Here is a 21,182-nt window from a genome sequence, read left to right as displayed (position 1 = left end):
GACTGTGTGCCGCACTGGCAAGCCCCGGCTCCAGACTCGGCGAATATCCTCAGCAATCAGCAACACAGGATCCACGGATCCGCGCGCTGAATCATGGATTGCCGAGTATGCCCGGGGACTGTAGCACCAGGGAGTGGCAGCCCTGACTCTCCACGATGGAGGCCAGAAACCGTTCTGCCACGAGGAACAAAAGGACACTACACCGTGCCTACGAAGCCCCGTGTGCGCCGGCAGGCCCGCCTTTCGCGGTCCCTCGGCATCGCACTCACCCCTAAAGCCGCCAAGTACCTCGAGCGCCGTCCGTACGGCCCCGGCGAGCATGGCCGCGCCCGTAAGAAGCAGGATTCTGATTACGCGGTCCGGCTGCGCGAGAAGCAGCGTCTGCGGGCCCAGTACGGCATCCGCGAAGCTCAGATGACCCGGGTCTTCGAAGAAGCCCGCCGCACCAAGGGCCTGACCGGTGAGAACCTGGTCGAGCTCCTGGAGATGCGCCTGGACGCTCTGGTCCTGCGTGCTGGGTTCGCTCGCACCATCGCCCAGGCTCGCCAGCTCGTCGTGCACCGCCACGTGATGGTGGATGGTGCCCGAGTGGACCGGCCCTCCTACCGGGTCGCCGAGGGGCAGCTGATCCACGTGCACCCGCGCAGCGAGAAGCTCCCGCCGCTGCAGGTCGCAGCCGCCGGCGCGCACCGCGATGTGCTCCCCGATGTCCCGGGCTACCTCGATGTGCAGCTGGACAAGCTCCAGGCCCGTCTGGTTCGCCGGCCGCAGCGCGCAGAGATCCCGGTGACCTGCGAAGAGCAGCTCGTCGTCGAATTCTACGCTCGTTGATCCGTCTGACTCAGCCGGTAGCTGAACAGCAGTAACTGGTGAGTGAAGACGCCGGGAGGCCCGCGGTCTGAGACCGCGGGCCTCCCGGCGTCTTCACCGGCTGAGTCCGGTCGATGCGGCCCATGAGCTTCGGATAAAGTGATCGTGAGCCGTTCAGACTGTATCTGATCCAAATCTGATCCAGATCAGCCGTTTTCAGGAGGAGCAACCATGTCAGGTGGAGATATCGCCGGGCTCATCGCCGCAGGGGTCTTCGCGATCCTGGTCGCGATTCTCGCGGTACCGGTCTTCAAACTCGGTAAGGTCTTCGACGAACTGGGCCAGGTCATCCGCTCCATTGGGGATGGCACCACGCCGCTGATCGATGAAGTCACAGCGACGGTGAGCACCACCAATGAGCAGCTCAAGAAAGTCGATGGGATGACCTCGAACGTCTCCGATGCGACAGCCAATATGTCAGCGCTCTCCTCGCTGATCGCCGCTACCGTCGGAGGTCCGTTGATCAAGGTCGCCGCGTTCTCCTACGGCGTACGGCAGGCCTTCGCACAGCGCCGTACTCCAGTGAACCGACGCTAGCGCAGCTGGGTCCGTGGAAGGCCAGCGAGCAGGTCGTCCAGTTACTCAGCAGTACTTACTCACCAGTTACTCAAGGCTGCTAGCCGTGAGAGCCGCCGACAGGCAGCGCGAAACAGACAGTGGAAGGGGTAAACCCGCAATGATCGCAAGGATTTTCTGGCTAGCCCTGGGCATAGCCATCGGGGTTCTGACTTTTCGGAAACTCAACCAGACCCAGCAGAGCCTGAGCCCCTCGGGACTCAACAGGACCGTGAAACAGCTGAGCGAAGACGCCCAGGGCTTCTCGGCAGCTTTCCGCCACGGCATGTCGAGCCGGGAGAGCGAACTCCGCCAGGTCCTTGGCCTGCAAGAGCAGAACCGCTGACCGCTGGCTCTAGAATCCACCCTGAACCAGCCAGGACCAGACCATGAGCAAGGGCACAGGAGGCCGTAACGCATGAAAACCCAGGAGATCGCTCAGCGCTGGCTCGATTTCTTCGCTGCCAAAGGGCACACCGTAGTCCCTAGCGCGTCACTGGTTTCCAGCGACCCTTCGATCCTTTTCAATATCGCCGGTATGGTCCCCTTCGTACCGTACCTCACGGGCCGGGAGCCCGCCCCGTACCCGCGGGCCACGAGCGTGCAGAAGTGTCTGCGCACGGCAGATATCGACGAAGTCGGCAAGACCGCCAGGCATGGCACCTTCTTCCAGATGTGCGGTAACTTCTCCTTTGGCGACTACTTCAAAGAAAGCGCTATCCGATTCGCCTGGGAGCTGCTGACTAGCCCGTTGGCGGAGGGCGGCTACGGACTTGATCCGGAGCGGCTCTGGGTGACGGTTTACCAGGACGAAGACACCGGTGAAATCGATGAAGAAGCACGCGGTATCTGGCGCGATGTGATCGGCCTGCCGGAAGAACGCATCCAAGGCACCGGAAAAGCGGACAATTTTTGGAGCACCGGCCAGCCTGGCCCCGGCGGCCCCTGTTCGGAGATCTATTACGATCGCGGCCCCGCCTACGGGCGGGAGGGCGGCCCGGCCGTCGACGAAGAGCGGTACATCGAGATCTGGAACCTCGTGTTCATGCAGTACCGGCTCTCGGCCGTGCGGTCCAAAACCGATTTCGATATCGCCGGCGAACTGCCGCAGCGTAATATCGACACCGGCCTCGGTTTGGAGCGGCTGGCGATGATCTTGCAGGGGGTGGAGAACCTCTACGAGACCGATCAGGTGCGCCCGGTTCTGGACAAAGCCGCCGAACTGGCCGGAATCGAGTACACCTCCACGGAGGATCCGAACGATCCGCATCACACTCAGGACGTTCGGCTGCGAGTTGTGGCAGACCATATCCGGTCCGCACTGATGCTTATCTCCGATGGCGTCTCGCCGTCCAACGAGGGCCGCGGATACATCCTGCGCAGGCTTATCCGCCGGGCCGTTCGGGCCATGCGCCTGCTCGGTGTGGAGAAGCCGGTGCTGCCGGAGCTGATGCCCGTGTCCAAAGACGCCATGGCCGGTTTTTACCCGGCGGTGGCGGAGGACTTCGCTCGGATCAGCCGGATCGCCTACGCCGAGGAGAAGACCTTCCTGCGCACTATCGCCTCAGGTACCGCCCGGCTCGAGGAGGCCGTTGCGGAGTCCCTGGCATCGGGAAGCAAGACGCTTTCCGGCCAGGACGCTTTCGCTCTGCACGACACCTATGGGTTCCCCATCGACCTGACTCTGGAGATGGCCGAAGAAGCCGGTGTCGCGGTGGACGAAGGGCAGTTCCGCGCGCTTATGACCGAGCAGCGGGAGCGGGCCAGAGCTGATGCTAAGGAGAAGAAGAGCGCTCACGCCGATACCGAGGCCTTCAACGAGCTCCTCGCGCAAGGCGAAACGGTATTCACCGGTTACAGCGCACTGGAAGGCGAGTCCCGGCTCCGAGGGCTGCTCCGGGACGGCCAGCGCACCGGCTCGGCACGGGCCGGGGAGCAGGTGGAACTGGTGCTCGCGGAGACGCCTTTCTACGCTGAGGCCGGCGGTCAGGCCGCCGATACCGGGCTGATCTCGGGCGATGGATTCGTGGTGGAAGTGCTCGATGTGCAGCGGCCGGTCAAGGGCTTGAGCGTGCATAAGGCCATTGTCCGGGAAGGAGAGGTACCGGAGGGTGCCCTGGTGCGGGCCGCGGTGGACGCGGAGCGTCGGCATGCTGCTGAACAGGCGCATACCGGCACACATATCGTGCACGCGGCGCTCCGGCAGATCCTCGGCCCGGAAGCGACTCAGCGCGGATCCTTCAATAAGGCCGGTTACCTGCGCTTCGACTTCGCCTGGGGCGAACCGCTCAGTCAGGGTGCCCGCTCGGAGATCGAAGAGGTCGCGAACCTCGCGATCCGGAACAATTTCGAAGTGCGTTCCGCGCAGATGCCACTGGAAGAAGCTAAGGCTCTGGGCGCGATGGCGCTCTTCGGCGAGAACTACGCAAATCAGGTGCGCGTCGTCGAGATCGACGGCGCCTGGTCCCGCGAGCTCTGCGGCGGCACCCACGTGGCTAACACCTCGCTCATCGGCTCTCTCTCCTTGCTGGGGGAGCAGTCGGTGGGTTCCGGGAACCGCCGGGTAGAGGCTTTGGTCGGTATGGAGGCCTTCCGTCATTTCGCGGCGGAAAGAGCCTTGGTGACGCAGCTGAGCGATCTGCTGAAAGTGCCCTCGAATCAACTCGGCGACCGGATCGAAGCTACCCTAGCTAAGCTCAAGGCGACGGAGAAAGAGCTGGACCGGCTGCGTCGCGATCAGCTCTCCGCAACGGCGGCGGCCTTGTTGGAGACCTCCCGGGAGCTTTCCGGAGTGACCTTCATCGGACACGATGCCGGTGAGGTTAGCGGTGCTGATGATCTGCGAGCCCTCGCACTCGATTTGCGCGAGCGGTTGAGCGCCAGTACCGCCGCTGCTCCTAGCGCCGTGGCCGTGGCCGGCCGCAGCCAGGGCCGGCCGCTGATTCTGGTAGCGACCAATGAGGCAGCTCGGGAACTGAAGATCAAGGCCGGTGCCCTGGTGAAACTGGCCGCCGGAATCCTTGGCGGCGGCGGCGGCGGCAAGGACGATGTCGCCCAGGGCGGCGGCAGCGACGCCGCGCAGATCCCGACCGCGCTCGAAGCAATCGCTGCTGCGGTTCAAGAACGCGCTTAGGGATCTAGAGAGCGAAAAAGAGTCAGGAAAGAGTCAGGAATGGGTCGGAAAAAATGACCTCCCGCCGCGGGGTCCGTTTAGGGCTTGATGTCGGCAGCGTCCGGGTCGGGTTGGCGCAATCCGATCCGGATGCGCTCCTAGCCACGCCGCTGCGCACGCTGCAAAGGGACGCGCGGAAAGGCTCGGATCTCAACATCGTGGTCAAGGAAGCGCTTTCACAGCAAGTTCATATTATTTATGTGGGTCTTCCGCAGACCCTGCGCGGCTCCGAATCGGCCTCCGCTGAAGCTGCACGGTTGCTGGCTCAGGAGCTAGCCGGACGCTTGGCCGCTGCCGGTAGTACGGCGGAAGTCCGTTTAGTAGATGAAAGATTTAGCACGACAACGGCACACCGGCAGCTGCACCAAGCTGGCGTCCCGGGCAGGGCGCATCGTAAAGTAGTAGACCAGATGGCTGCTGCGGGGATTCTGCAGCACGCCTTGGAGATCGAGAAGTCAACCGGTAGCCCGGCTGGGCAGGCGGTACAGGCGAAGATCGGAACGGATGATGGCGGCACAGGGGAGTCCCGTGCCGGAGGCCACTCCGTTGCCGAATGATCGTGAGGAATGCATTATCAGCATCTTGACCCCGAGCTGCGGAGTTCTGCGGTGAACCCGATTTTCGATTCACCCGCGCAGATAGGGGCAGCGCCCGAAGCTGCCGGTGCGCAAGCACCCCAGACACGCCGTTCCCGCCGAACATCGAAGAAAGTCCAGCGTCGTCGCCGTACGGTACTGATCACGACGGTCCTGGCGGTGCTGCTGGGCGTCGGCGTCTTCGCGGTGCAAGTAGTCTCCCCGATGCTCGGACTCACTCCGGGCCGGGATTATCCTGGCCCGGGCGGTGCGGAAGTAATCTACGAGCTCCCGGCCGGGGCGAATACCCGTACGGTGGCCGCTGATCTGCGCAATCAGGATGTGGTCGCCAGCGAGAGCGCTTTCATCAGCGCGGTTTCCGAAGTCCAGGCGGAAGAACGGCTGATGCCGGGTACCTACCCCCTGCGCAAGCAGATGAAGGCCTCCGAAGCGGTCGAAGTGTTGATGTCCCCGCAAGATCAAGTCTTCTATTCGCCGATCCCGCAGAACCTGCGGCAGGGCGAAGTCTTCGAGAAACTCAGCAGCACCACCAAGATTCCGGTGAGCGAGTTCGAGCAGCTCGCGCAGGATCCCACCCAGTTCGGCCTACCCTCGCAAGCACCGTCTCTGGAGGGCTATCTGGCTCCCGGCGAATACCAGTTCCCAGTGGGCAGCTCGGCGCGGGAGATCCTTGCTCAAATGGTCCAGCGGACCATGGATGAATTAGCGGTAGCCGGTGTGCAGGGAGCGGATGATCAGTTCCGAGTGCTGACGATCGCCAGCATCATCGAGGCCGAAGGCAGCGAGAGGTACTATGCCGCGATCGCCGGGGCCATCGAGAACCGTCTCAATAAGCCCAATGAGGAGACTGGGCGCCGGATCGAATCCGATGCCACGGTGACTTACGGGCTGAACAGGAAGAGCTATAACGTCACCGATGCGGAGAAGCAGGACGCTTCTAATCCGTACAACACCTTCGCCAGGCCAGGCCTGCCGCCGGGCCCGATCGGATCGCCGAAGATGCAGGCCATCACCGCTGCGGCCGAGCCCGAGCAGAATCCTTACTACTTCTGGGTCACGATCAACCTGGACAGCGGTGAGACCCTCTTCGCGGCGACGTACGAAGAGCATCAGCAAAATGTGAGCAAGTACCGGGACTGGTGCTCGGCGAACTCCGGCCGGTGCGCCTGAGCTGCCATGCGTGCCGCGGTCATTGGCCATCCCATCGCCCATTCGAAGTCACCGGCGCTGCATGAAGCTGCCTATCGGTGCCTGGGCCGGTCCATCGACTACCGTGCGATAGACGTGCCTCCGGAGGACCTGCCGTCCTTCTTCACCGAGCTGCGCCGCGCCCCCCAGGAGTGGGCCGGGGTCTCCGTCACCATGCCGCATAAGGCTGCTGCGGTTGAGCTCATCGACCATCCGGATGAGCTGGTCACCGAACTCGGCGTGCTCAATACGGTGCTGGTCGACGAATCGGGCGCTTTGCACGGGAAGAACACCGATGTCATCGGCATCGTCCGGGCCTTGGCGCACGCCCAGCAGCAGGCGGGGCGGGAAGAATGCGAAGATGAAGATGTCGGTGCTGACGCTATGATCCTGGGCGGCGGCGGTACTGCCTCAGCCGCCCTGGCGGCTTTGCATGAGCGCGGTGCACGCCGCGTTCAGCTGGCTCTGCGTCGGCCCGAGCAGGCAGCCCCGCTGCGGGTACTGAGCCGCCGCTGGGGGATGGAACTGCGCGTGAGTCCGCTAGCCGAGACTGATTTGAGCTCGGCCCCGCTAGTGATCAGCACACTGCCTCCGCATGCCGCAGACGCTCTGGGCTCCGGGAGCCCAGGAGCCGAGGGTGCCCACCAGTCGCAGCTCAGCGGAGCATTGCTGCTGGATGTCGCCTACGCGCCCTGGCCCTCTGATCTCGCTCGGCGCTGGCAAGCGCATGGAGGTCGGGCCGTGAGCGGCCTGGAGATGCTGTTGTATCAAGCCGTGGCCCAGGTTGCGGCGTTCACCGGTGAAGATCTCACCGACCGCCCCGATGTCATCAATGTGATGTGTGACTCAGTTGGCTTGCTGAGGCGCTGAGTATGCCCTGTACTCGTGGCAGGATGGAGCTATGTTGCGATGGCTCACTGCCGGCGAATCCCACGGACCGGCACTCACCGGCATCCTCGAGGGCCTGCCCGCCGGGGTCCCGATCCGCAGCGCGGACCTTCAGGCGGCTCTTGCCAGACGCCGGCTCGGCTACGGCCGCGGCGCCCGAATGAAATTCGAGCAGGACGAGGTGAGCCTGCTCGGTGGAGTTCGTCATGGTTTGACCCAAGGCGGCCCGGTATCGATCCACGTGGGTAACACCGAATGGCCCAAATGGGAGCAGGTGATGTCCGCGGAACCGGTGCCTGAAGCGGAGCTGGCCGGGCTGGCCCGTAATGCGCCCCTGACCAGGCCCCGGCCCGGGCACGCCGATTTCACCGGAATGCAGAAGTACGGTTTCGCCGAGGCACGCCCCGTGCTGGAGCGGGCCAGCGCCCGGGAAACCGCGATGCGAGTGGCTCTCGGTACGGTGGCCGCCGCTTTCCTCGAGCAACTGGGCATCCGCCTGCTGAGCCACACCGTCGCCGTCGGGGCCGCTGCCGTGCCCGAAGGCACTCCTCTTCCATCGCCGGAGGACATCGCGGCTCTGGATGCTGATCCGCTGCGCTGCTTCGACGCGGAGACCTCTGCCGCGATGATCGCCGAAGTCGATGCGGCGCACAGCGCCGGAGAAACCCTGGGCGGAGTCGTGGAAGTCGTAGCCCTCGGCCTGCCGCCGGGCATCGGCAGCTATGTGCACTGGGACCGGCGGCTGGATGCGCGGCTGGCCGGCGCGCTCATGGGCATCCAGGCGATCAAGGCGGTGGAGATTGGCGATGGTCTGCGCACGGCGAGCCGCCGCGGTTCCGAAGCCCATGACGAAATGGTCCGCGAGGATCAGAAAGTCAGCCGGGTGAGCAACCGGGCCGGCGGCATAGAAGGCGGGATGAGCACGGGGGAGGTGCTACGCGTACGCGCAGCGATGAAGCCCATCGCCACCGTGCCCAGAGCGCTGCGCACGGTTGACACCACCACCGGCGAAGCCGCGAAAGCGCATCATCAGCGCTCGGACGTCTGCGCTGTCCCCGCAGCAGGAGTGGTCGCTGAAGCGATGGTGGCCCTGGTGCTCGCGCAAGCAGTTCTGGAGAAGTTCGGCGGAGACTCCTTGGCCGAAACGCAGCGGAACTTGCAGGGCTATCTGGCCGCGATCCCGGAGTACCTGGAGTCCGAGCCGTCGTGACAGAAAGCGTTACCCGGCACTCATCCGTTCGCAGCGTCGCGTTGATCGGGCCCATGCTGGTGGGCAAGAGCACCGTGGGGCGGCGGGCTGCCCAGGAACTGGGCTTGGCCTTCCTCGACGTGGATGCGGCTATCGAAGCCGAGCACGGCAGTGCCATTCCAGAGCTCTTCGCCGAATACGGCGAACCCTGGTTCCGGCGCGTCGAAGCCGCAGCAGTCAAGGATGCGCTGACCGGAAGGGAACCGGCCCTGCTGGCTCTGGGCGGAGGCGCCGTGATGAACGAGGCGAGTGCCAAGGCGCTCCAGGCCGCCAGGGCTTCCGGTCGATTCTTCGTGATCTATCTGCACGCCGATGCTCAGCAGCTCCGCACCAGGATCCTGGCCGCCACCGATCGCCCCCTGCTGGCTCCTGCGGGCGGGCCGGCTGCCCCGGACGCTCTGACCCGCTGGCAGAGCATCGCTGAGCGCCGAGAACCGCGGTACCGGGAGCTGGCTGATTCCATCATCACGGCCGGGGGGCAATCCCGGCGCCAGGTCACCGAGCAGGTCATAGCGGAAATCAGGGCCTGGCTGGAGCAGCCCGGGCAGCCAGAGCAGCCCGAAGAAACTGAGCCCGAAGAAACTGAAAGTCGAGGACGCTGAGGAGATGAGCATGAGTTCTGGCTCCACCACCACGATCGCCGTCACCGGAGAGCAGCCAGCGGAGAACTACGAGGTCGTCGTCGGGCGAGGGCTGCTTTCGCGCGTGGCGCCAGCCCTGGGCGAGAGCGTCCGGCGAGTTCTGGTGATCCATCCCAGAGCACTGCGGATGACCGGGGATGCGGTCCGCGAGGAGCTCGAGGCCACAGGTTTCACTGCGGTGACAGCAGAGATCCCGGACGCTGAAGAGGGAAAGCACATCCAAGTCGCAGCGTTCTGCTGGCAGGTGCTCGGGCAGAACGACTTCACTCGTTCCGATGCGGTCGTCTCGGTAGGCGGCGGAGCGGTCTCTGATCTGGCCGGCTTCGTGGCGGCTTCCTGGCTGCGCGGCGTGCCGGTGATCCACCTGCCGACCAGTCTGCTGGGCATGGTCGACGCCGCAGTGGGCGGCAAGACCGGGATCAACACCGCCGAAGGCAAGAACCTCGTGGGGGCCTTCCACCCTCCGGCAGCGGTTTTCGCCGATCTTGACGCCCTGGCCACGCTGCCCCGGAATGAGCTGATCTCCGGTATGGCGGAAGTGGTCAAATGCGGTTTCATCGCGGATCCGGAGATCCTGCGGATCATCGAGGCGGACCCGGCCGCGGCCAGCGACCCCGGCTCGGAGGAGTTCCGAGAGCTGGTGGAGCGGACCATCGCGGTCAAGGCGGCTGTCGTGTCAGCCGATCTCAAAGAGTCCGGCCAACGGGAGTACCTGAATTACGGGCACACCCTCGGCCATGCTATCGAGCATGTCGAAAGATACTCCTGGCGGCACGGCGCCGCGGTTTCCATCGGCCTGGTCTTCGCCGCAGAACTCGCCAGAAGCCTGGGCCGGATCGATGACGAGCTCGCGGACCGGCACCGCAGCATCCTGGAATCACTGGGACTGCCTACCAGCTACCGGGAGGATCGCTGGGCTGCTCTGCTCGATGCGATGCGACGGGATAAGAAGAGCCGGGGAGATGTGCTCCGCTTCGTCGTGCTCGACGGTCTGGCCAAGCCTGCCATGCTTCCAGCAGTGGATACTTCGCTGCTTTTTGCCGCCTACCAGGAGATCGCCCAAGGCACCGGCTCGCGCGGACTGCCGGGTTCAGGACCGACCAGGGGGCTGCTATGAACACCGGGTTGACGGGCCGCTCCGCAGCGCCGGACGCTCGTGTGCACCGTTCCGTCGATTGGCCGGGTGCGGGTTTCCCGGGTGTGGCGGTGAATCCGGAGACCTTGCGCCGGGAGGTCGTGGACGATGAGCTCTGCGCCGCCGCACTGGCGGAATCCACTGAGGACTGGCCGGGGATCGTCGTCTCCTTGGCCCGGAATCGGGTCAACGAGGCTGCAGAACTGGTTGCCGCAGCCCGGGTGGCAGACCCGGGGTCGATCCGACTTCAGCTCTTCGAGGCCGATGTTGCTGCGGCCGCCCACGACACCGACCGCGCGCTGAGGATCCTGCGCCTGCTTCAGGCGGATTATCGCGGCCGCCCGGCAGAATCCAGCATCAGCCAGCATTTGGGGCAGGCGTATTTCCTGGCGGGGGACTACCGCTCGGCGGTCAGCCACTTCTCGGCGGCCCTGGAGCTGCGAGTAGCGCACAGGGCTCCGGCGGAGCAGATCCACGTCTCCACGATCGCCGTCCAGCGGGCTAGGGAGCTGCTGGAGCGCCACTGCTCGGTGGCCTGATCCGACTGCTCGACCCGGTCGTCATCCAGCGGCCCTGGGCGGTGGCATTGAACGGCCGCAGGAACCCGGTAGAATGATTGCTGATTTTTGACAAGCTCCGGCGAGGCCGGCAGCCAGAACCGGAAAACCCACGATCCCGGGCTCAGCGAAGCCGGGTGCGATCAGGAGAGTGCAGGAGACAACTGTGGCGACCACAAACGACATCAAGAACGGAACGGTCCTGAATCTCGACGGCCAGTTGTGGAACGTCATCGAATTCCAGCATGTGAAGCCCGGCAAAGGCGGCGCCTTCGTCCGCACCAAGATCCGGAACATCCTCTCCGGCAAAGTAGTGGATAAGACCTTCAACGCCGGTGCCAAGATCGACACCGCTACGGTGGACCGCGGGGACTACCAGTACCTGTACCAGGACGGCGATGACTTCGTCTTCATGGACACCCAGGATTATGACCAAATCACGGTGCCCGGAACCGTCGTCGGCGACGCGGTGAACTTCATGCTGGAGAACCAGAACGTCACCATCGCCCTGCACGAAGGCACCCCGCTCTACCTCGATATGCCGCCTTCGGTAGTGCTGACCATCACGTACGCCGAGCCGGGTCTGCAAGGCGACCGCTCCTCTGCCGGCACCAAGCCGGCAACCCTGGAAACCGGCTACGAGATCCAGGTGCCGTTGTTCGTCGAGCAGGGCACCAGGGTCAAGGTCGACACCCGCGACGGCAGCTACCTCGGCCGGGTCAACGACTGACCGTGACAGAACCGACAGAAACAGAAGAGGCGAAGAAACCGGCCACCGGCAACAGCGCCCGCTCCAAGGCCCGTCGCAGAGCGGTTGAGGTTCTCTTTGAAGCCGAACAGCGTTCCTGCCCGGCGGAGGAAGTCCTGCAGCGCCGGCGTGAGAGCACCGAGCAGGTCATCAACCCCTACACCGAGCAGATCCTTGCCGGGCTGGCGGAGCGGCAGACCGCCATCGACGAGTTCCTGCAGACCTACGCCCAGGGCTGGACCCTGGACCGGATGCCCAATGTGGACCGGATCATCCTCCGGGTCGGGGCCTGGGAGCTGCTCTACAACGATGAGGTTCCGGATCCGGTGGCGGTCAGCGAGGCGGTGCAGCTGGCGCGCACTCTGTCCACCGATGATTCGCCTCAGTTCGTCAACGGCCTGCTCGGCAGACTCCAGGAAATCAAACCGACCCTGCTCGCCTGAGCTGCTGGCATCAGCGGCATCGTGGTACATTTCTTGCGGCAGATCATCCTTTAATTCCGTCCTGTGAGGCGGGGAAGGGGGCATCGGCATGATGAGTGCATCGACAGCAGGCGAGCCTGCTGCACCAGAAGCCGTTCCAGGCCGTGTGGTCCTCGGCAGCGCGGATATCGACCGTGCGCTGACCCGGATAGCTCACGAGATCCTGGAGTCCAATAAAGGCCCCGAGCAGTTGCTGCTCTTGGGCATCCCGCGGCGGGGCTACCCGCTGGCGATTCGGCTCGCGGCGAAGATCGCCGGCACCGAGCCAGGATTCGATCCGGAGCGCGCCACCGGCCAGCTCGATGTCACGATGTTCCGTGACGACCTCTCCCGTCAGCCGACCCGCGCGCCGCAGCGCACCCAAGTGCCCGCCGGCGGCATCGACGGCAAGACCGTGGTGCTCGTCGACGATGTTCTCTATTCGGGCCGGACCATCCGCGCCGCCCTGGATGCCATCGTGGATCTCGGCCGGCCCCGTGCGGTCCGACTCGCCGTGCTCGTGGACCGGGGCCATCGCGAGCTGCCGATCCGCGCCGACCATGTCGGCAAGAACCTGCCGACGTCCCAGGCCGAGCGCGTCCAGGTGCAGCTGGCTGAAACCGATGCCGGGGTGGAGAACGTCATGATCTACGGCCCCGCTGCTGCTTCTGCCAGTACTACTGCCAGCGATGAGGGCGGCCGATGATCCGGCACCTTCTCTCCACCGCGGATCTCGACGGCGCCGCGGCCCGGCAGATCCTCGACACCGCTGAGGAAATGGCCCGGGTGACCGAGCAGGAAGTCAAGAAACTCCCCGCTCTGAGGGGTCGCACCGTGGTCAACCTCTTCTTCGAGGATTCAACGCGCACCCGGGTGTCCTTCGAAGCCGCCGCGAAACGGCTCAGCGCCGATGTCATCAATTTCGCGGCCAAAGGATCCTCGGTGTCCAAAGGCGAATCGCTCAAGGACACCGCGCAGACGCTCGAGGCCATCGGGGCCGATGCCGTGGTGATCCGGCACCCCAGCTCCGGGGCCGCGCACCGGCTGGCCGCCTCGGACTGGATCGACGCCTCGGTGGTCAATGCCGGTGACGGCACGCACGAGCACCCCACCCAGGCCCTGCTCGATGCTTTCACGATGCGCAGGTACTGGGCGCGCAGCAGGGGAGTCGACCCGGTGGGCAGTGATCTTTCCGGGCTCCGGGTGGTGATCGTCGGAGATGTGCTGCACTCCAGGGTGGCCCGGTCCAATACTTGGCTGCTGCCCGCACTGGGGGCGGAGGTCACCCTGGTCGCCCCGCCGACTCTGTTGCCCGTGGGTGCGGAGAGCTGGCCCTGCAGCATCGACTACGATCTCGACCGAGCCCTGGCCGCCGGCCCGGACGTGGTGATGATGCTCCGCGTCCAGGGCGAGCGTATGAACGCGGCGTTCTTCCCTTCCGAACGGGAGTACTCCCGACTATGGGGGCTCGACGACACCCGTCTGGCGCAGCTGCTGGCCGAGAACCCGGAGGCCATCGTGATGCACCCCGGGCCGATGAACCGCGGGCTGGAGATCTCCTCAGCAGCGGCTGACTCCCCGCGCTCCACGGTGCGCGAACAGGTCAGCAACGGAGTCTCCGTGCGCATGGCGGTGTTGTATCTGCTGTTGAGCGGGGGCCTGGCACCGGCCGTGACAACTGGCGGAACTCCGGCTGCGGTGCAGCTGGCTCCCGGAACTCAGGAGGCATGATCATGACGGAACCCACAGCCGATCAGCAGCGGTACTTGATCCGAGGAGCGGATCTGCTCGGCGCCGGTCGTGCCGATCTTCTAATGGAAGATGGCCAGATCCGGCAGCGGGGCACCGGCCTGGAGGCCGGCGGCGCCACCGTGATCGACGCCGACGGGCTCGTGGCACTGCCCGGTCTGGTGGACCTGCACACGCATCTGCGCGAACCCGGCCGGGAAGACGCCGAGACAGTGCTCACCGGTTCCCAGTCCGCGGCCCGGGGCGGATTCACCGCGGTGCACGCCATGGCCAACAGCAGTCTCGTGGCGGATACCGCGGGCGTGGTGGAGCAGGTGTACCGGCTCGGCCACGAAGCGGGCTGGACCGAAGTGCGCCCGGTAGGCGCGGTGACCGTGGGTCTGGCGGGGGAGCGCCTTGCCGACCTCGCTGCGATGGCCGGTTCCCAGGCCCGGGTGCGTGTCTTCTCCGATGACGGCATCTGCGTTTCCGATCCAGTGCTGATGCGCCGGGCCCTGGAATATGTGAAGGCCTTTAACGGGGTCATCGCCCAGCACGCCCAGGAGCCCCGGCTGACCCAAGGCGCGCAGATGCACGAGGGGCAGGTCTCCTCGGTGCTTGGGCTGCCGGGTTGGCCGGCGGTCGCGGAGGAGGCGATCATTGCCCGGGATGTGCTTCTGGCTCAGCACGTCGGCTCCCGGGTGCATCTGTGCCATGTCTCCACCGCGGGCAGCGTGGAGATCGTGCGCTGGGCCAAGGCCAGGGGCATCGCGGTCACCGCGGAGGTCACCCCGCATCACCTGCTGCTCACCGATGAGCTGGTGCGCAGCTACGACCCGGTGTACAAGGTCAACCCGCCTCTGCGCACCGGAGAGGATGTGCTCGCTCTGCGGGCCGCCCTGGCCGATGGCACCATCGATATCGTGGCCACGGATCACGCACCGCACCCGGCCGAGGCCAAGGAATGCGAATGGTCGCAGGCGGCGATGGGGATGACCGGCTTGGAGACCGCGCTCTCCGTGGTTCAGCACGCGATGCTCGAAACCGGTCTGATGGACTGGGCGCAGATCGCCGCGGCGATGTCCCAACGGCCCGCGCGAATCGGCCAGCTGCCCTGGCAGGGCGGCGCGCTGGAGGTCGGCGAACCTGCGCATCTGGTGCTCGTCGACCCGGCCGCGCGCCAGGAAGTCGTTCCGGAGCGGATGGCGACCAAGGGGCGCAACTCGCCTTTCCGGGGGATGGAGCTGCCCGGCCGGGTGGAAGCCACGTTCTGGGCGGGTCACGCCACGGTGCGCGATGCCGAGCTGGCCGCGCCGCGGGCGACGGCCTCGGCTGTTTCGACGATGAAGGCGGGGTCATGGAACGCGTAGGCCCGGCACTGCTGCTCTTGATCCCGCTGGCAGCGCTGTTCATTCTGTTCTGGCTGGGCTGGCGCAACCGGATGAACCGGCAGAGCGCTCTGCTGCCAGAGCTGCCCGCCGTGCCGGAGCTCGGTGCCCCGCAGCACAGCTTCGAAGGCCAGTACGTCACAACCACGACCGAAGGCGACTGGCTGGACCGGATCGCCGCCCGGGGCCTGGGCCTGCGGACCACCGCGGATCTGGAAATACACCCTGGGCAGGAGGCCGCACCGGGCCTAGGATCAGCAGGGGTCCTGATCCGGCGCTCCGGTGCCTCCGATCTGTTCATTCCTGCGCAGACCCTCAGGGAAATGCGCACCGAGGCGGGGATGGCCGGGAAGTTCGTGGAACGCGACGGAATCGTCGTGGTGACCTGGGAGCTGAGTGACGGCGAAGACCGCCGGCAGAATCTAGACACGGGCTTCCGGTTGCGGCGCGCGGTCGAGCGCAGCGCGCTGGTGGAGGCCTGCCAGGAATTACTAGACCGGTACGGCAGTCAGCCGGGAACGGCGACCGCATCCGATGAGGAGAATCTGAGATGACGAGCGAGACGACAACCGCACCGGAGGCCGCCAGCCGGGCGGTGCTGCTCCTGGAAGACGGCCGGAAGTTCGACGGTTACGCTTACGGCGCCCGTGGCACTGCCCTGGGCGAGGCGGTCTTCGCCACCGGGATGACCGGTTACCAGGAGACCATCACCGACCCCTCCTACGCCCGGCAGCTGGTCGTCCAGACCGCGCCGCATATCGGCAACACCGGTGTGAACGACGACGATGCCGAGTCCCGGCGGATCTGGGTGGCGGGATATATCGTGCGGGACCCTGCACGGAGGCCGTCGAACTGGCGGTCCCAGCGCAGCCTCGATGAAGAGCTGGACGAGCAGGGGATCATCGGCATCCACGGCATCGATACCCGCGCGGTCACCCGACATCTGCGCGAGCGTGGCGCCATGCGCGCCGGAATCTTCTCCGGTGAGGCCCTGGCAGGTAAGAGCGATGCCGAACTGCTCGCCGAGGTCACTGCCGCCGAGCCGATGGAAGGTGCCCGCCTCGCCGAAGAAGTGAGCGTGACCGAACCTTATGTGGTTTCGCCCGCCGAGCACGGCTGGGAAGACGCCGAGGGCGGCAGCGAGCCCCGCTGGCGCATCGCGGCGCTGGATCTGGGCATCAAGTCGATGACCCCGCAGCGCTTCGCGGAGCGCGGGGTCGAGGTGCATGTGCTGCCGGCCACCGCGGATTTCGAGCAGATCCGGGAACTCGCCCCGGACGGGGTGTTCATGTCCAACGGCCCCGGCGATCCGGCCACCGCTGATGACCAGGTGGCACTGCTGCGCAAAGTACTGGAAGCGGGGTTCCCGTTCTTCGGCATCTGCTTCGGCAACCAGATCCTGGGCCGGGCCCTGGGCTTCGGCACCTACAAACTGCGCTACGGGCACCGCGGTATCAACCAGCCGGTGCTGGACAAAGCCACCGGTCGGGTGGAGATCACCTCGCAGAATCACGGCTTCGCGGTGGACGCGCCCAAAGAGCGCATCAGCGACGCACCGGAAGCCAGGTTCGGCCGGGTGGAAGTGAGCCACATCAGTCTCAATGACGATGTCGTCGAAGGCCTGCGCTGCCTGGATATCCCGGCGTTCTCAGTGCAGTACCACCCCGAGGCCGCCGCCGGGCCGCATGATTCAGCGTATCTTTTCGACCGCTTCATCGACCTCATGGAAGAGCAGAAGGAACTCCAGGAGAAGCCGGAGAAAGATGGGCGCGAGCAGCATGATGAGGAAGCACACTGATGTCTAAACGAGATGATCTTCGCTCTGTTCTGGTGATTGGCTCCGGGCCGATCGTCATCGGGCAGGCCGCCGAATTCGACTACTCCGGAACCCAGGCATTGCGCGTGCTCAAGGAGGAAGGCCTCCGAGTGATCCTGGTCAACTCCAATCCGGCGACGATCATGACCGATCCGGAATTCGCGGACGCCACCTATGTCGAGCCGATTACCCCCGAGGTCGTGGAGCGCATCATCGCCAAAGAGCGCCCCGATGCGGTGCTGCCGACCCTGGGCGGCCAGACCGCGCTCAACACCGCCATCGCCCTGGATAAGAACGGGGTGCTGGAGAAATACGGCGTGGAGCTGATCGGCGCCAATATCGAAGCGATCGAGCTCGGTGAGGATCGGGAGAAGTTCAAGGGTGTCGTGGAGCGCTGTGGCGCCGAATCCGCGCGCTCCCACATCGTGCACACCATGGACGAGACGCTGACCGCTGCCGCTGACCTCGGCTATCCGCTTGTCGTGCGGCCCTCTTTCACCATGGGCGGCCTGGGCTCCGGGCTCGCCTACGACGAAGCGGATCTGCGCCGGATCGCCGGTGCCGGGCTGCAGTACAGCCCCACCTCGGAAGTACTCCTCGAAGAGAGCATCCTGGGCTGGAAAGAGTACGAGCTCGAGATGATGCGGGACCGCAACGACAACGTCGTGGTGGTCTGCTCCATCGAAAATCTCGACCCGGTGGGCGTGCACACTGGAGATTCGATCACGGTGGCTCCAGCGATGACGCTCACCGACCGCGAATACCAGCGGCTCCGGGATATCTCCATCGCGGTGATCCGTGAAGTCGGCGTGGATACCGGCGGCTGCAATATCCAATTCGCGGTAGAGCCCGATACCGGGCGGATCGTGGTCATCGAGATGAACCCGCGGGTCTCCAGGTCCTCGGCGCTGGCGTCGAAAGCCACGGGTTTCCCGATCGCCAAGATCGCCACCAAGCTCTCCCTAGGCTACACCCTGGACGAGATCCCGAACGACATCACGCAGAAGACCCTGGCGAGCTTCGAGCCGACCCTGGACTACGTGGTCGTCAAGGTTCCGCGGTTCGCCTTCGAGAAATTCCCGGCGGCGGACCCCACGCTGACCACCACCATGAAATCCGTGGGCGAGGCGATGGCGATCGGCCGGAACTTCACCGAGGCGCTGCAGAAAGCGCTGCGGTCCCTGGAGCAGAAGGGCGCAGAGTTCGATTTCGAGCCGGTGTACCCGGAGTACGCGGGTAGGGCCGGCTGGCTGCCGGATCTGCTGGAGCAGGTGAAGCGCCCGACGGCTCAGCGGCTGGGGCAGGTGCAGCAGGCGCTGGCCGGCGGGGCCAGCGTCGAAGAGCTGTACCAGGCCACCGGGATCGACCCCTGGTACCTGGACCAGCTGCAGCTGCTCAACGAGATCGCCACCGAACTGCGCGGGGTCTCCGCTGCGGGCTCCGGGGCGCTCAATGCTGAACTCCTGCGCAAAGCGAAGCGGCACGGATTCTCCGACGGCCAGATCGCCAAGCTCACGCACAGCACCGAAGCCGTGGTGCGCGGAGTGCGGCAGGCCCTGGGCGTCCGCCCGGTCTATAAGACCGTTGATACCTGCGCGGCCGAATTCGCCGCGTACACGCCCTACCACTACTCCTCCTACGATGAGGAGGATGAGATCGCCCTGCACGAGAAGCCGTCGATCATTATCCTCGGCTCCGGGCCCAACCGGATCGGCCAGGGTATCGAGTTCGATTACTCCTGCGTGCACGCCTCGATGGCGCTGCGCCAGCTGGGTTATGAGACCGTCATGGTCAATTGCAATCCGGAGACGGTCTCTACGGATTACGACGTCTCCACCCGGTTGTACTTCGAGCCCTTGACCCTCGAGGACGTTCTGGAAGTCGTTGCGGCGGAAGAGCGTACCGGAGGAGTCATGGGCGTGTTCGTCCAGCTCGGCGGCCAGACCCCGCTGAAGCTGGCCGGTGAGCTGGCCGCGGCCGGGATCCCGGTGCTCGGCACCTCCCCGGAGGCGATCGATCTGGCCGAACATCGTGGGCAGTTCGCCCGGGTGCTGCAGAACGCGGGCCTCGTAGCGCCGAAGAACGGCACTGCGGTCTCCTTCGAAGACGCCCGCCGGATCGCCGAAGAGATCGGTTACCCGGTGCTGGTCCGGCCCTCTTACGTCCTGGGCGGCCGGGGCATGGAGATCGTCTACGACGAGGCCCAGCTCTCCCGCTACATCGCCAAAGCCACGGAGATCACCGAGGATCACCCGGTGCTCATCGATCGCTTCCTGGAAGACGCTATCGAAATCGACGTCGACGCCCTCTATGACGGCCAGGAGCTGTACATCGGCGGGGTCATGGAGCATATCGAAGAAGCCGGGGTGCACTCGGGCGACTCCGCTTGCGTGCTGCCGCCGCTGACGCTCGGCGCGCCGGTCGTGGAGCGGGTCCGTAACGCCACCGCGGCGATCGCCGAAGGCGTCGGTGTGCGTGGGCTGATCAATATCCAGTTCGCCCTGGCCTCGGATGTGCTTTACGTCTTGGAAGCCAATCCCAGGGCTTCGCGGACGGTGCCTTTCGTCTCGAAGGCCACCGGGGTGCAGCTGGCCAAAGCAGCCGCACTCATCGGCACGGGCCAGACGATCTCGCAGCTGCGGCATATCGGGCTGCTACCGGATTCCGGTGACGGCGCAGCTCTGCCGGCCACCGCCCCGGTCGCGGTCAAAGAAGCCGTGCTGCCCTTCAGCCGCTTCCGCACCCCCGAGGGCGTCGTGGTGGATTCACTGCTCGGGCCGGAGATGCGCTCCACGGGCGAGGTCATGGGCATCGACAAGCATTTCGACACCGCTTTCGCGAAGAGCCAAGCGGCGGCCAATAACGCACTGCCCACCTCCGGAACGGTTTTCGTCTCGGTCGCCAATCGGGACAAGCGCTCGGTGGTCATGGCGGTCAAACGGCTCGCGGATCTCGGCTTCGATATCTGCTCGACCGGTGGCACTGCCGAGGTGCTGAACCGGAACGGCATCGCCACCACCACGGTGCGCAAAGTCGGCGAAGGGGTCAGCGAGGAGGGCGAGGGCACCATCGTGGACCTCATCATCGACGGGAAGATCGACATGATCGTCAACACCCCCTCCGGTGGTGAGGCCCGTGGTGACGGCTATGAGATCCGGGCCGCAGCGACGTCCAACGGCATTCCCTGCATCACCACCGTGGCGGAATTCAACGTCGCGGTGCTCGGGATCGAGGCGATGCGCAGCTTCGAATGGTCGGTGACGAGCCTGCAGGAGCATGCGCAGCGGTTCACCGAGACCGCCGCTCCGGAATCCGCCGGGGCAGACGAGGAGCTAGCGGATGCCTGAGAACTTCGGCCGGCGCCTGGCCGAGGCGATGTCCGCACGCGGACGCTTGTGCCTGGGCATCGACCCGCACCCTGAGCAGTTGCGGCAGTGGGGGCTAAATGACGACGCCGCCTCCGCGGAGCGCTTCGCCCGCACTCTCATCGAAGCCGGTGTCGCTGAGGTGCCCGCGGTGAAGCCGCAGATCGCCTTCTTCGAGCGCTTCGGCGCGGCGGGTTACACCGCCTTGGAACGGGTTCTTGCCGATGCGCATCAGGCCGGTCTGCTCACCGTGGCCGATGCCAAGCGCGGGGATATCGGCTCGACTATGGCCGGTTATGCTGAGGCGTGGTTTGCCGAGGGCTCCCCGCTGCGGGTTGACGCGCTGACGGTGAGCCCCTACCTGGGGTTCGGCTCGCTGCGGCCAGTGCTCGACCTGGCTATCCGCAATGGACGCGGCGTGTTCGTGCTGGCGCTGACCTCCAATCCGGAAGGAATGAGCGTGCAGCACCGGGGGAGCAGCGAGCCGGAGGGCGCGGTAGCGCGCGGGATCGTCGCCGCGGCGGTCACCGAGAACCAGACCATTGCCGGTGATACCGGGGAGATGGGCCCGGTAGGGCTCGTGGTTGGCGCGACGATCGGATCCGCAGCGGAAGACCTCGATTTGCGGCTGGAATCGTTCAACGGGCCCATCCTGGCCCCGGGGCTGGGCGCCCAGGGAGCGGATGCGGACGAGTTGCGCACGGTCTTCGGCAGAGCTTACGCGCAGGTGCTGGCCCCGGCCAGCCGTCTCATCGCCGCCGCCGGCCCGGAGCCGGCCGCGATCCGCGAACTTATCCGGAAGGTCTCCGCGGAACTAGCCTGACT

20 protein-coding genes are annotated in these 21,182 nt (G+C 65.6%); all 20 read left to right on the top strand.

Features of this window, described 5'->3' with window-relative positions; translation table 11 throughout:
- Positions 1-204 precede the first annotated feature (204 nt).
- The 20 genes from rpsD (at position 205) to pyrF (ending at position 21,180) form a co-directional block, all read left to right on the top strand.
- Positions 205-831 carry a 30S ribosomal protein S4 gene (gene rpsD / locus C501_RS0111040; RefSeq protein WP_026174855.1) on the top strand — a complete coding sequence of 209 codons (627 nt, stop codon included), beginning with the start codon at positions 205-207 and terminating at the stop codon, positions 829-831.
- Between the two features lie 210 nt (positions 832-1,041).
- On the top strand, positions 1,042-1,407 hold the full coding sequence (locus tag C501_RS0111035) for a DUF948 domain-containing protein (protein ID WP_018135690.1): 366 nt from the start codon (positions 1,042-1,044) through the stop codon (positions 1,405-1,407).
- 139 nt (positions 1,408-1,546) lie between these two features.
- Positions 1,547-1,771, top strand: a complete 225-nt coding sequence (locus C501_RS0111030; protein WP_018135689.1) for a hypothetical protein — start codon at positions 1,547-1,549, stop codon at positions 1,769-1,771.
- A 72-nt stretch (positions 1,772-1,843) separates the two neighbouring features.
- The gene (gene alaS, locus C501_RS0111025; protein WP_018135688.1) at positions 1,844-4,558 is read left to right on the top strand and encodes an alanine--tRNA ligase; all 2,715 of its coding nucleotides are present in this window, start codon (positions 1,844-1,846) and stop codon (positions 4,556-4,558) included.
- Between the two features lie 53 nt (positions 4,559-4,611).
- Entirely contained in the window at positions 4,612-5,154 is a 543-nt protein-coding gene (gene ruvX / locus C501_RS0111020; RefSeq protein ID WP_018135687.1) for a Holliday junction resolvase RuvX, read from the top strand.
- A 9-nt stretch (positions 5,155-5,163) separates the two neighbouring features.
- A complete protein-coding gene (mltG, locus tag C501_RS0111015) occupies positions 5,164-6,363 on the top strand; it encodes an endolytic transglycosylase MltG (RefSeq protein ID WP_018135686.1) in 1,200 nt (399 codons plus the stop codon).
- 6 nt (positions 6,364-6,369) lie between these two features.
- Positions 6,370-7,251 carry a shikimate dehydrogenase family protein gene (locus C501_RS0111010; RefSeq protein WP_018135685.1) on the top strand — a complete coding sequence of 294 codons (882 nt, stop codon included), beginning with the start codon at positions 6,370-6,372 and terminating at the stop codon, positions 7,249-7,251.
- Between the two features lie 31 nt (positions 7,252-7,282).
- Positions 7,283-8,479 (top strand): chorismate synthase, encoded by a 1,197-nt coding sequence (gene aroC / locus C501_RS0111005; RefSeq protein ID WP_018135684.1) that lies wholly within the window; start codon positions 7,283-7,285, stop codon positions 8,477-8,479.
- The gene (locus C501_RS13315) at positions 8,476-9,120 is read left to right on the top strand and encodes a shikimate kinase (protein WP_156807749.1); all 645 of its coding nucleotides are present in this window, start codon (positions 8,476-8,478) and stop codon (positions 9,118-9,120) included. The genes aroC and C501_RS13315 overlap by 4 nt, the downstream gene beginning before the upstream one ends.
- Positions 9,121-9,124: 4 nt before the next feature.
- Positions 9,125-10,276, top strand: a complete 1,152-nt coding sequence (gene aroB, locus C501_RS0110995) for a 3-dehydroquinate synthase (RefSeq protein ID WP_018135682.1) — start codon at positions 9,125-9,127, stop codon at positions 10,274-10,276.
- Positions 10,273-10,833, top strand: a complete 561-nt coding sequence (locus C501_RS0110990; protein WP_018135681.1) for a hypothetical protein — start codon at positions 10,273-10,275, stop codon at positions 10,831-10,833. Before aroB ends, C501_RS0110990 begins: the two co-directional genes overlap by 4 nt.
- Positions 10,834-11,017: 184 nt before the next feature.
- A complete protein-coding gene (efp, locus tag C501_RS0110985) occupies positions 11,018-11,581 on the top strand; it encodes an elongation factor P (protein WP_018135680.1) in 564 nt (187 codons plus the stop codon).
- A 2-nt stretch (positions 11,582-11,583) separates the two neighbouring features.
- Positions 11,584-12,042, top strand: coding sequence for a transcription antitermination factor NusB (nusB, locus tag C501_RS0110980; protein ID WP_018135679.1), 459 nt, complete (start codon positions 11,584-11,586; stop codon positions 12,040-12,042).
- An 88-nt stretch (positions 12,043-12,130) separates the two neighbouring features.
- Complete coding sequence (pyrR, locus tag C501_RS13310; protein WP_156807748.1) at positions 12,131-12,766, top strand: bifunctional pyr operon transcriptional regulator/uracil phosphoribosyltransferase PyrR; 636 nt, start codon at positions 12,131-12,133, stop codon at positions 12,764-12,766.
- Positions 12,766-13,791, top strand: coding sequence for an aspartate carbamoyltransferase catalytic subunit (locus tag C501_RS13305; protein ID WP_051064537.1), 1,026 nt, complete (start codon positions 12,766-12,768; stop codon positions 13,789-13,791). Before pyrR ends, C501_RS13305 begins: the two co-directional genes overlap by 1 nt.
- Positions 13,788-15,158, top strand: a complete 1,371-nt coding sequence (locus C501_RS0110965) for a dihydroorotase (protein ID WP_018135676.1) — start codon at positions 13,788-13,790, stop codon at positions 15,156-15,158. Before C501_RS13305 ends, C501_RS0110965 begins: the two co-directional genes overlap by 4 nt.
- On the top strand, positions 15,146-15,730 hold the full coding sequence (locus C501_RS0110960; RefSeq protein WP_018135675.1) for a PH-like domain-containing protein: 585 nt from the start codon (positions 15,146-15,148) through the stop codon (positions 15,728-15,730). The genes C501_RS0110965 and C501_RS0110960 overlap by 13 nt, the downstream gene beginning before the upstream one ends.
- A complete protein-coding gene (gene carA, locus C501_RS0110955; RefSeq protein ID WP_018135674.1) occupies positions 15,727-16,974 on the top strand; it encodes a glutamine-hydrolyzing carbamoyl-phosphate synthase small subunit in 1,248 nt (415 codons plus the stop codon). Before C501_RS0110960 ends, carA begins: the two co-directional genes overlap by 4 nt.
- On the top strand, positions 16,974-20,339 hold the full coding sequence (carB, locus tag C501_RS0110950; protein WP_018135673.1) for a carbamoyl-phosphate synthase large subunit: 3,366 nt from the start codon (positions 16,974-16,976) through the stop codon (positions 20,337-20,339). The genes carA and carB overlap by 1 nt, the downstream gene beginning before the upstream one ends.
- On the top strand, positions 20,332-21,180 hold the full coding sequence (pyrF, locus tag C501_RS0110945) for an orotidine-5'-phosphate decarboxylase (protein ID WP_018135672.1): 849 nt from the start codon (positions 20,332-20,334) through the stop codon (positions 21,178-21,180). Before carB ends, pyrF begins: the two co-directional genes overlap by 8 nt.
- Positions 21,181-21,182: the final 2 nt, after the last annotated feature.

This window comes from Acaricomes phytoseiuli DSM 14247 (genome assembly GCF_000376245.1).
Taxonomy (GTDB): Bacteria; Actinomycetota; Actinomycetes; order Actinomycetales; family Micrococcaceae; genus Renibacterium; species Renibacterium phytoseiuli.
Note: the sequence above shows the minus strand (reverse complement) of the source record. Positions and strands in the feature narration are given on the sequence as shown.

Excerpts from the sequence above, each read along its gene's own strand:
- C501_RS0111035 (WP_018135690.1), top strand. The coding sequence starts at position 1,042 with ATGTCAGGTGGAGATATCGCCGGGCTCATCGCCGCAGGGGTCTTCGCG.
- C501_RS0111030 (WP_018135689.1), top strand. The coding sequence starts at position 1,547 with ATGATCGCAAGGATTTTCTGGCTAGCCCTGGGCATAGCCATCGGGGTT.
- alaS (WP_018135688.1), top strand. The coding sequence starts at position 1,844 with ATGAAAACCCAGGAGATCGCTCAGCGCTGGCTCGATTTCTTCGCTGCC.
- ruvX (WP_018135687.1), top strand. The coding sequence starts at position 4,612 with ATGACCTCCCGCCGCGGGGTCCGTTTAGGGCTTGATGTCGGCAGCGTC.
- mltG (WP_018135686.1), top strand. The coding sequence starts at position 5,164 with ATGCATTATCAGCATCTTGACCCCGAGCTGCGGAGTTCTGCGGTGAAC.
- C501_RS0111010 (WP_018135685.1), top strand. The coding sequence starts at position 6,370 with ATGCGTGCCGCGGTCATTGGCCATCCCATCGCCCATTCGAAGTCACCG.
- aroC (WP_018135684.1), top strand. The coding sequence starts at position 7,283 with ATGTTGCGATGGCTCACTGCCGGCGAATCCCACGGACCGGCACTCACC.
- aroB (WP_018135682.1), top strand. The coding sequence starts at position 9,125 with ATGAGCATGAGTTCTGGCTCCACCACCACGATCGCCGTCACCGGAGAG.
- C501_RS0110990 (WP_018135681.1), top strand. The coding sequence starts at position 10,273 with ATGAACACCGGGTTGACGGGCCGCTCCGCAGCGCCGGACGCTCGTGTG.
- pyrR (WP_156807748.1), top strand. The coding sequence starts at position 12,131 with ATGATGAGTGCATCGACAGCAGGCGAGCCTGCTGCACCAGAAGCCGTT.
- C501_RS0110965 (WP_018135676.1), top strand. The coding sequence starts at position 13,788 with ATGATCATGACGGAACCCACAGCCGATCAGCAGCGGTACTTGATCCGA.
- C501_RS0110960 (WP_018135675.1), top strand. The coding sequence starts at position 15,146 with ATGGAACGCGTAGGCCCGGCACTGCTGCTCTTGATCCCGCTGGCAGCG.
- carA (WP_018135674.1), top strand. The coding sequence starts at position 15,727 with ATGACGAGCGAGACGACAACCGCACCGGAGGCCGCCAGCCGGGCGGTG.
- carB (WP_018135673.1), top strand. The coding sequence starts at position 16,974 with ATGTCTAAACGAGATGATCTTCGCTCTGTTCTGGTGATTGGCTCCGGG.
- pyrF (WP_018135672.1), top strand. The coding sequence starts at position 20,332 with ATGCCTGAGAACTTCGGCCGGCGCCTGGCCGAGGCGATGTCCGCACGC.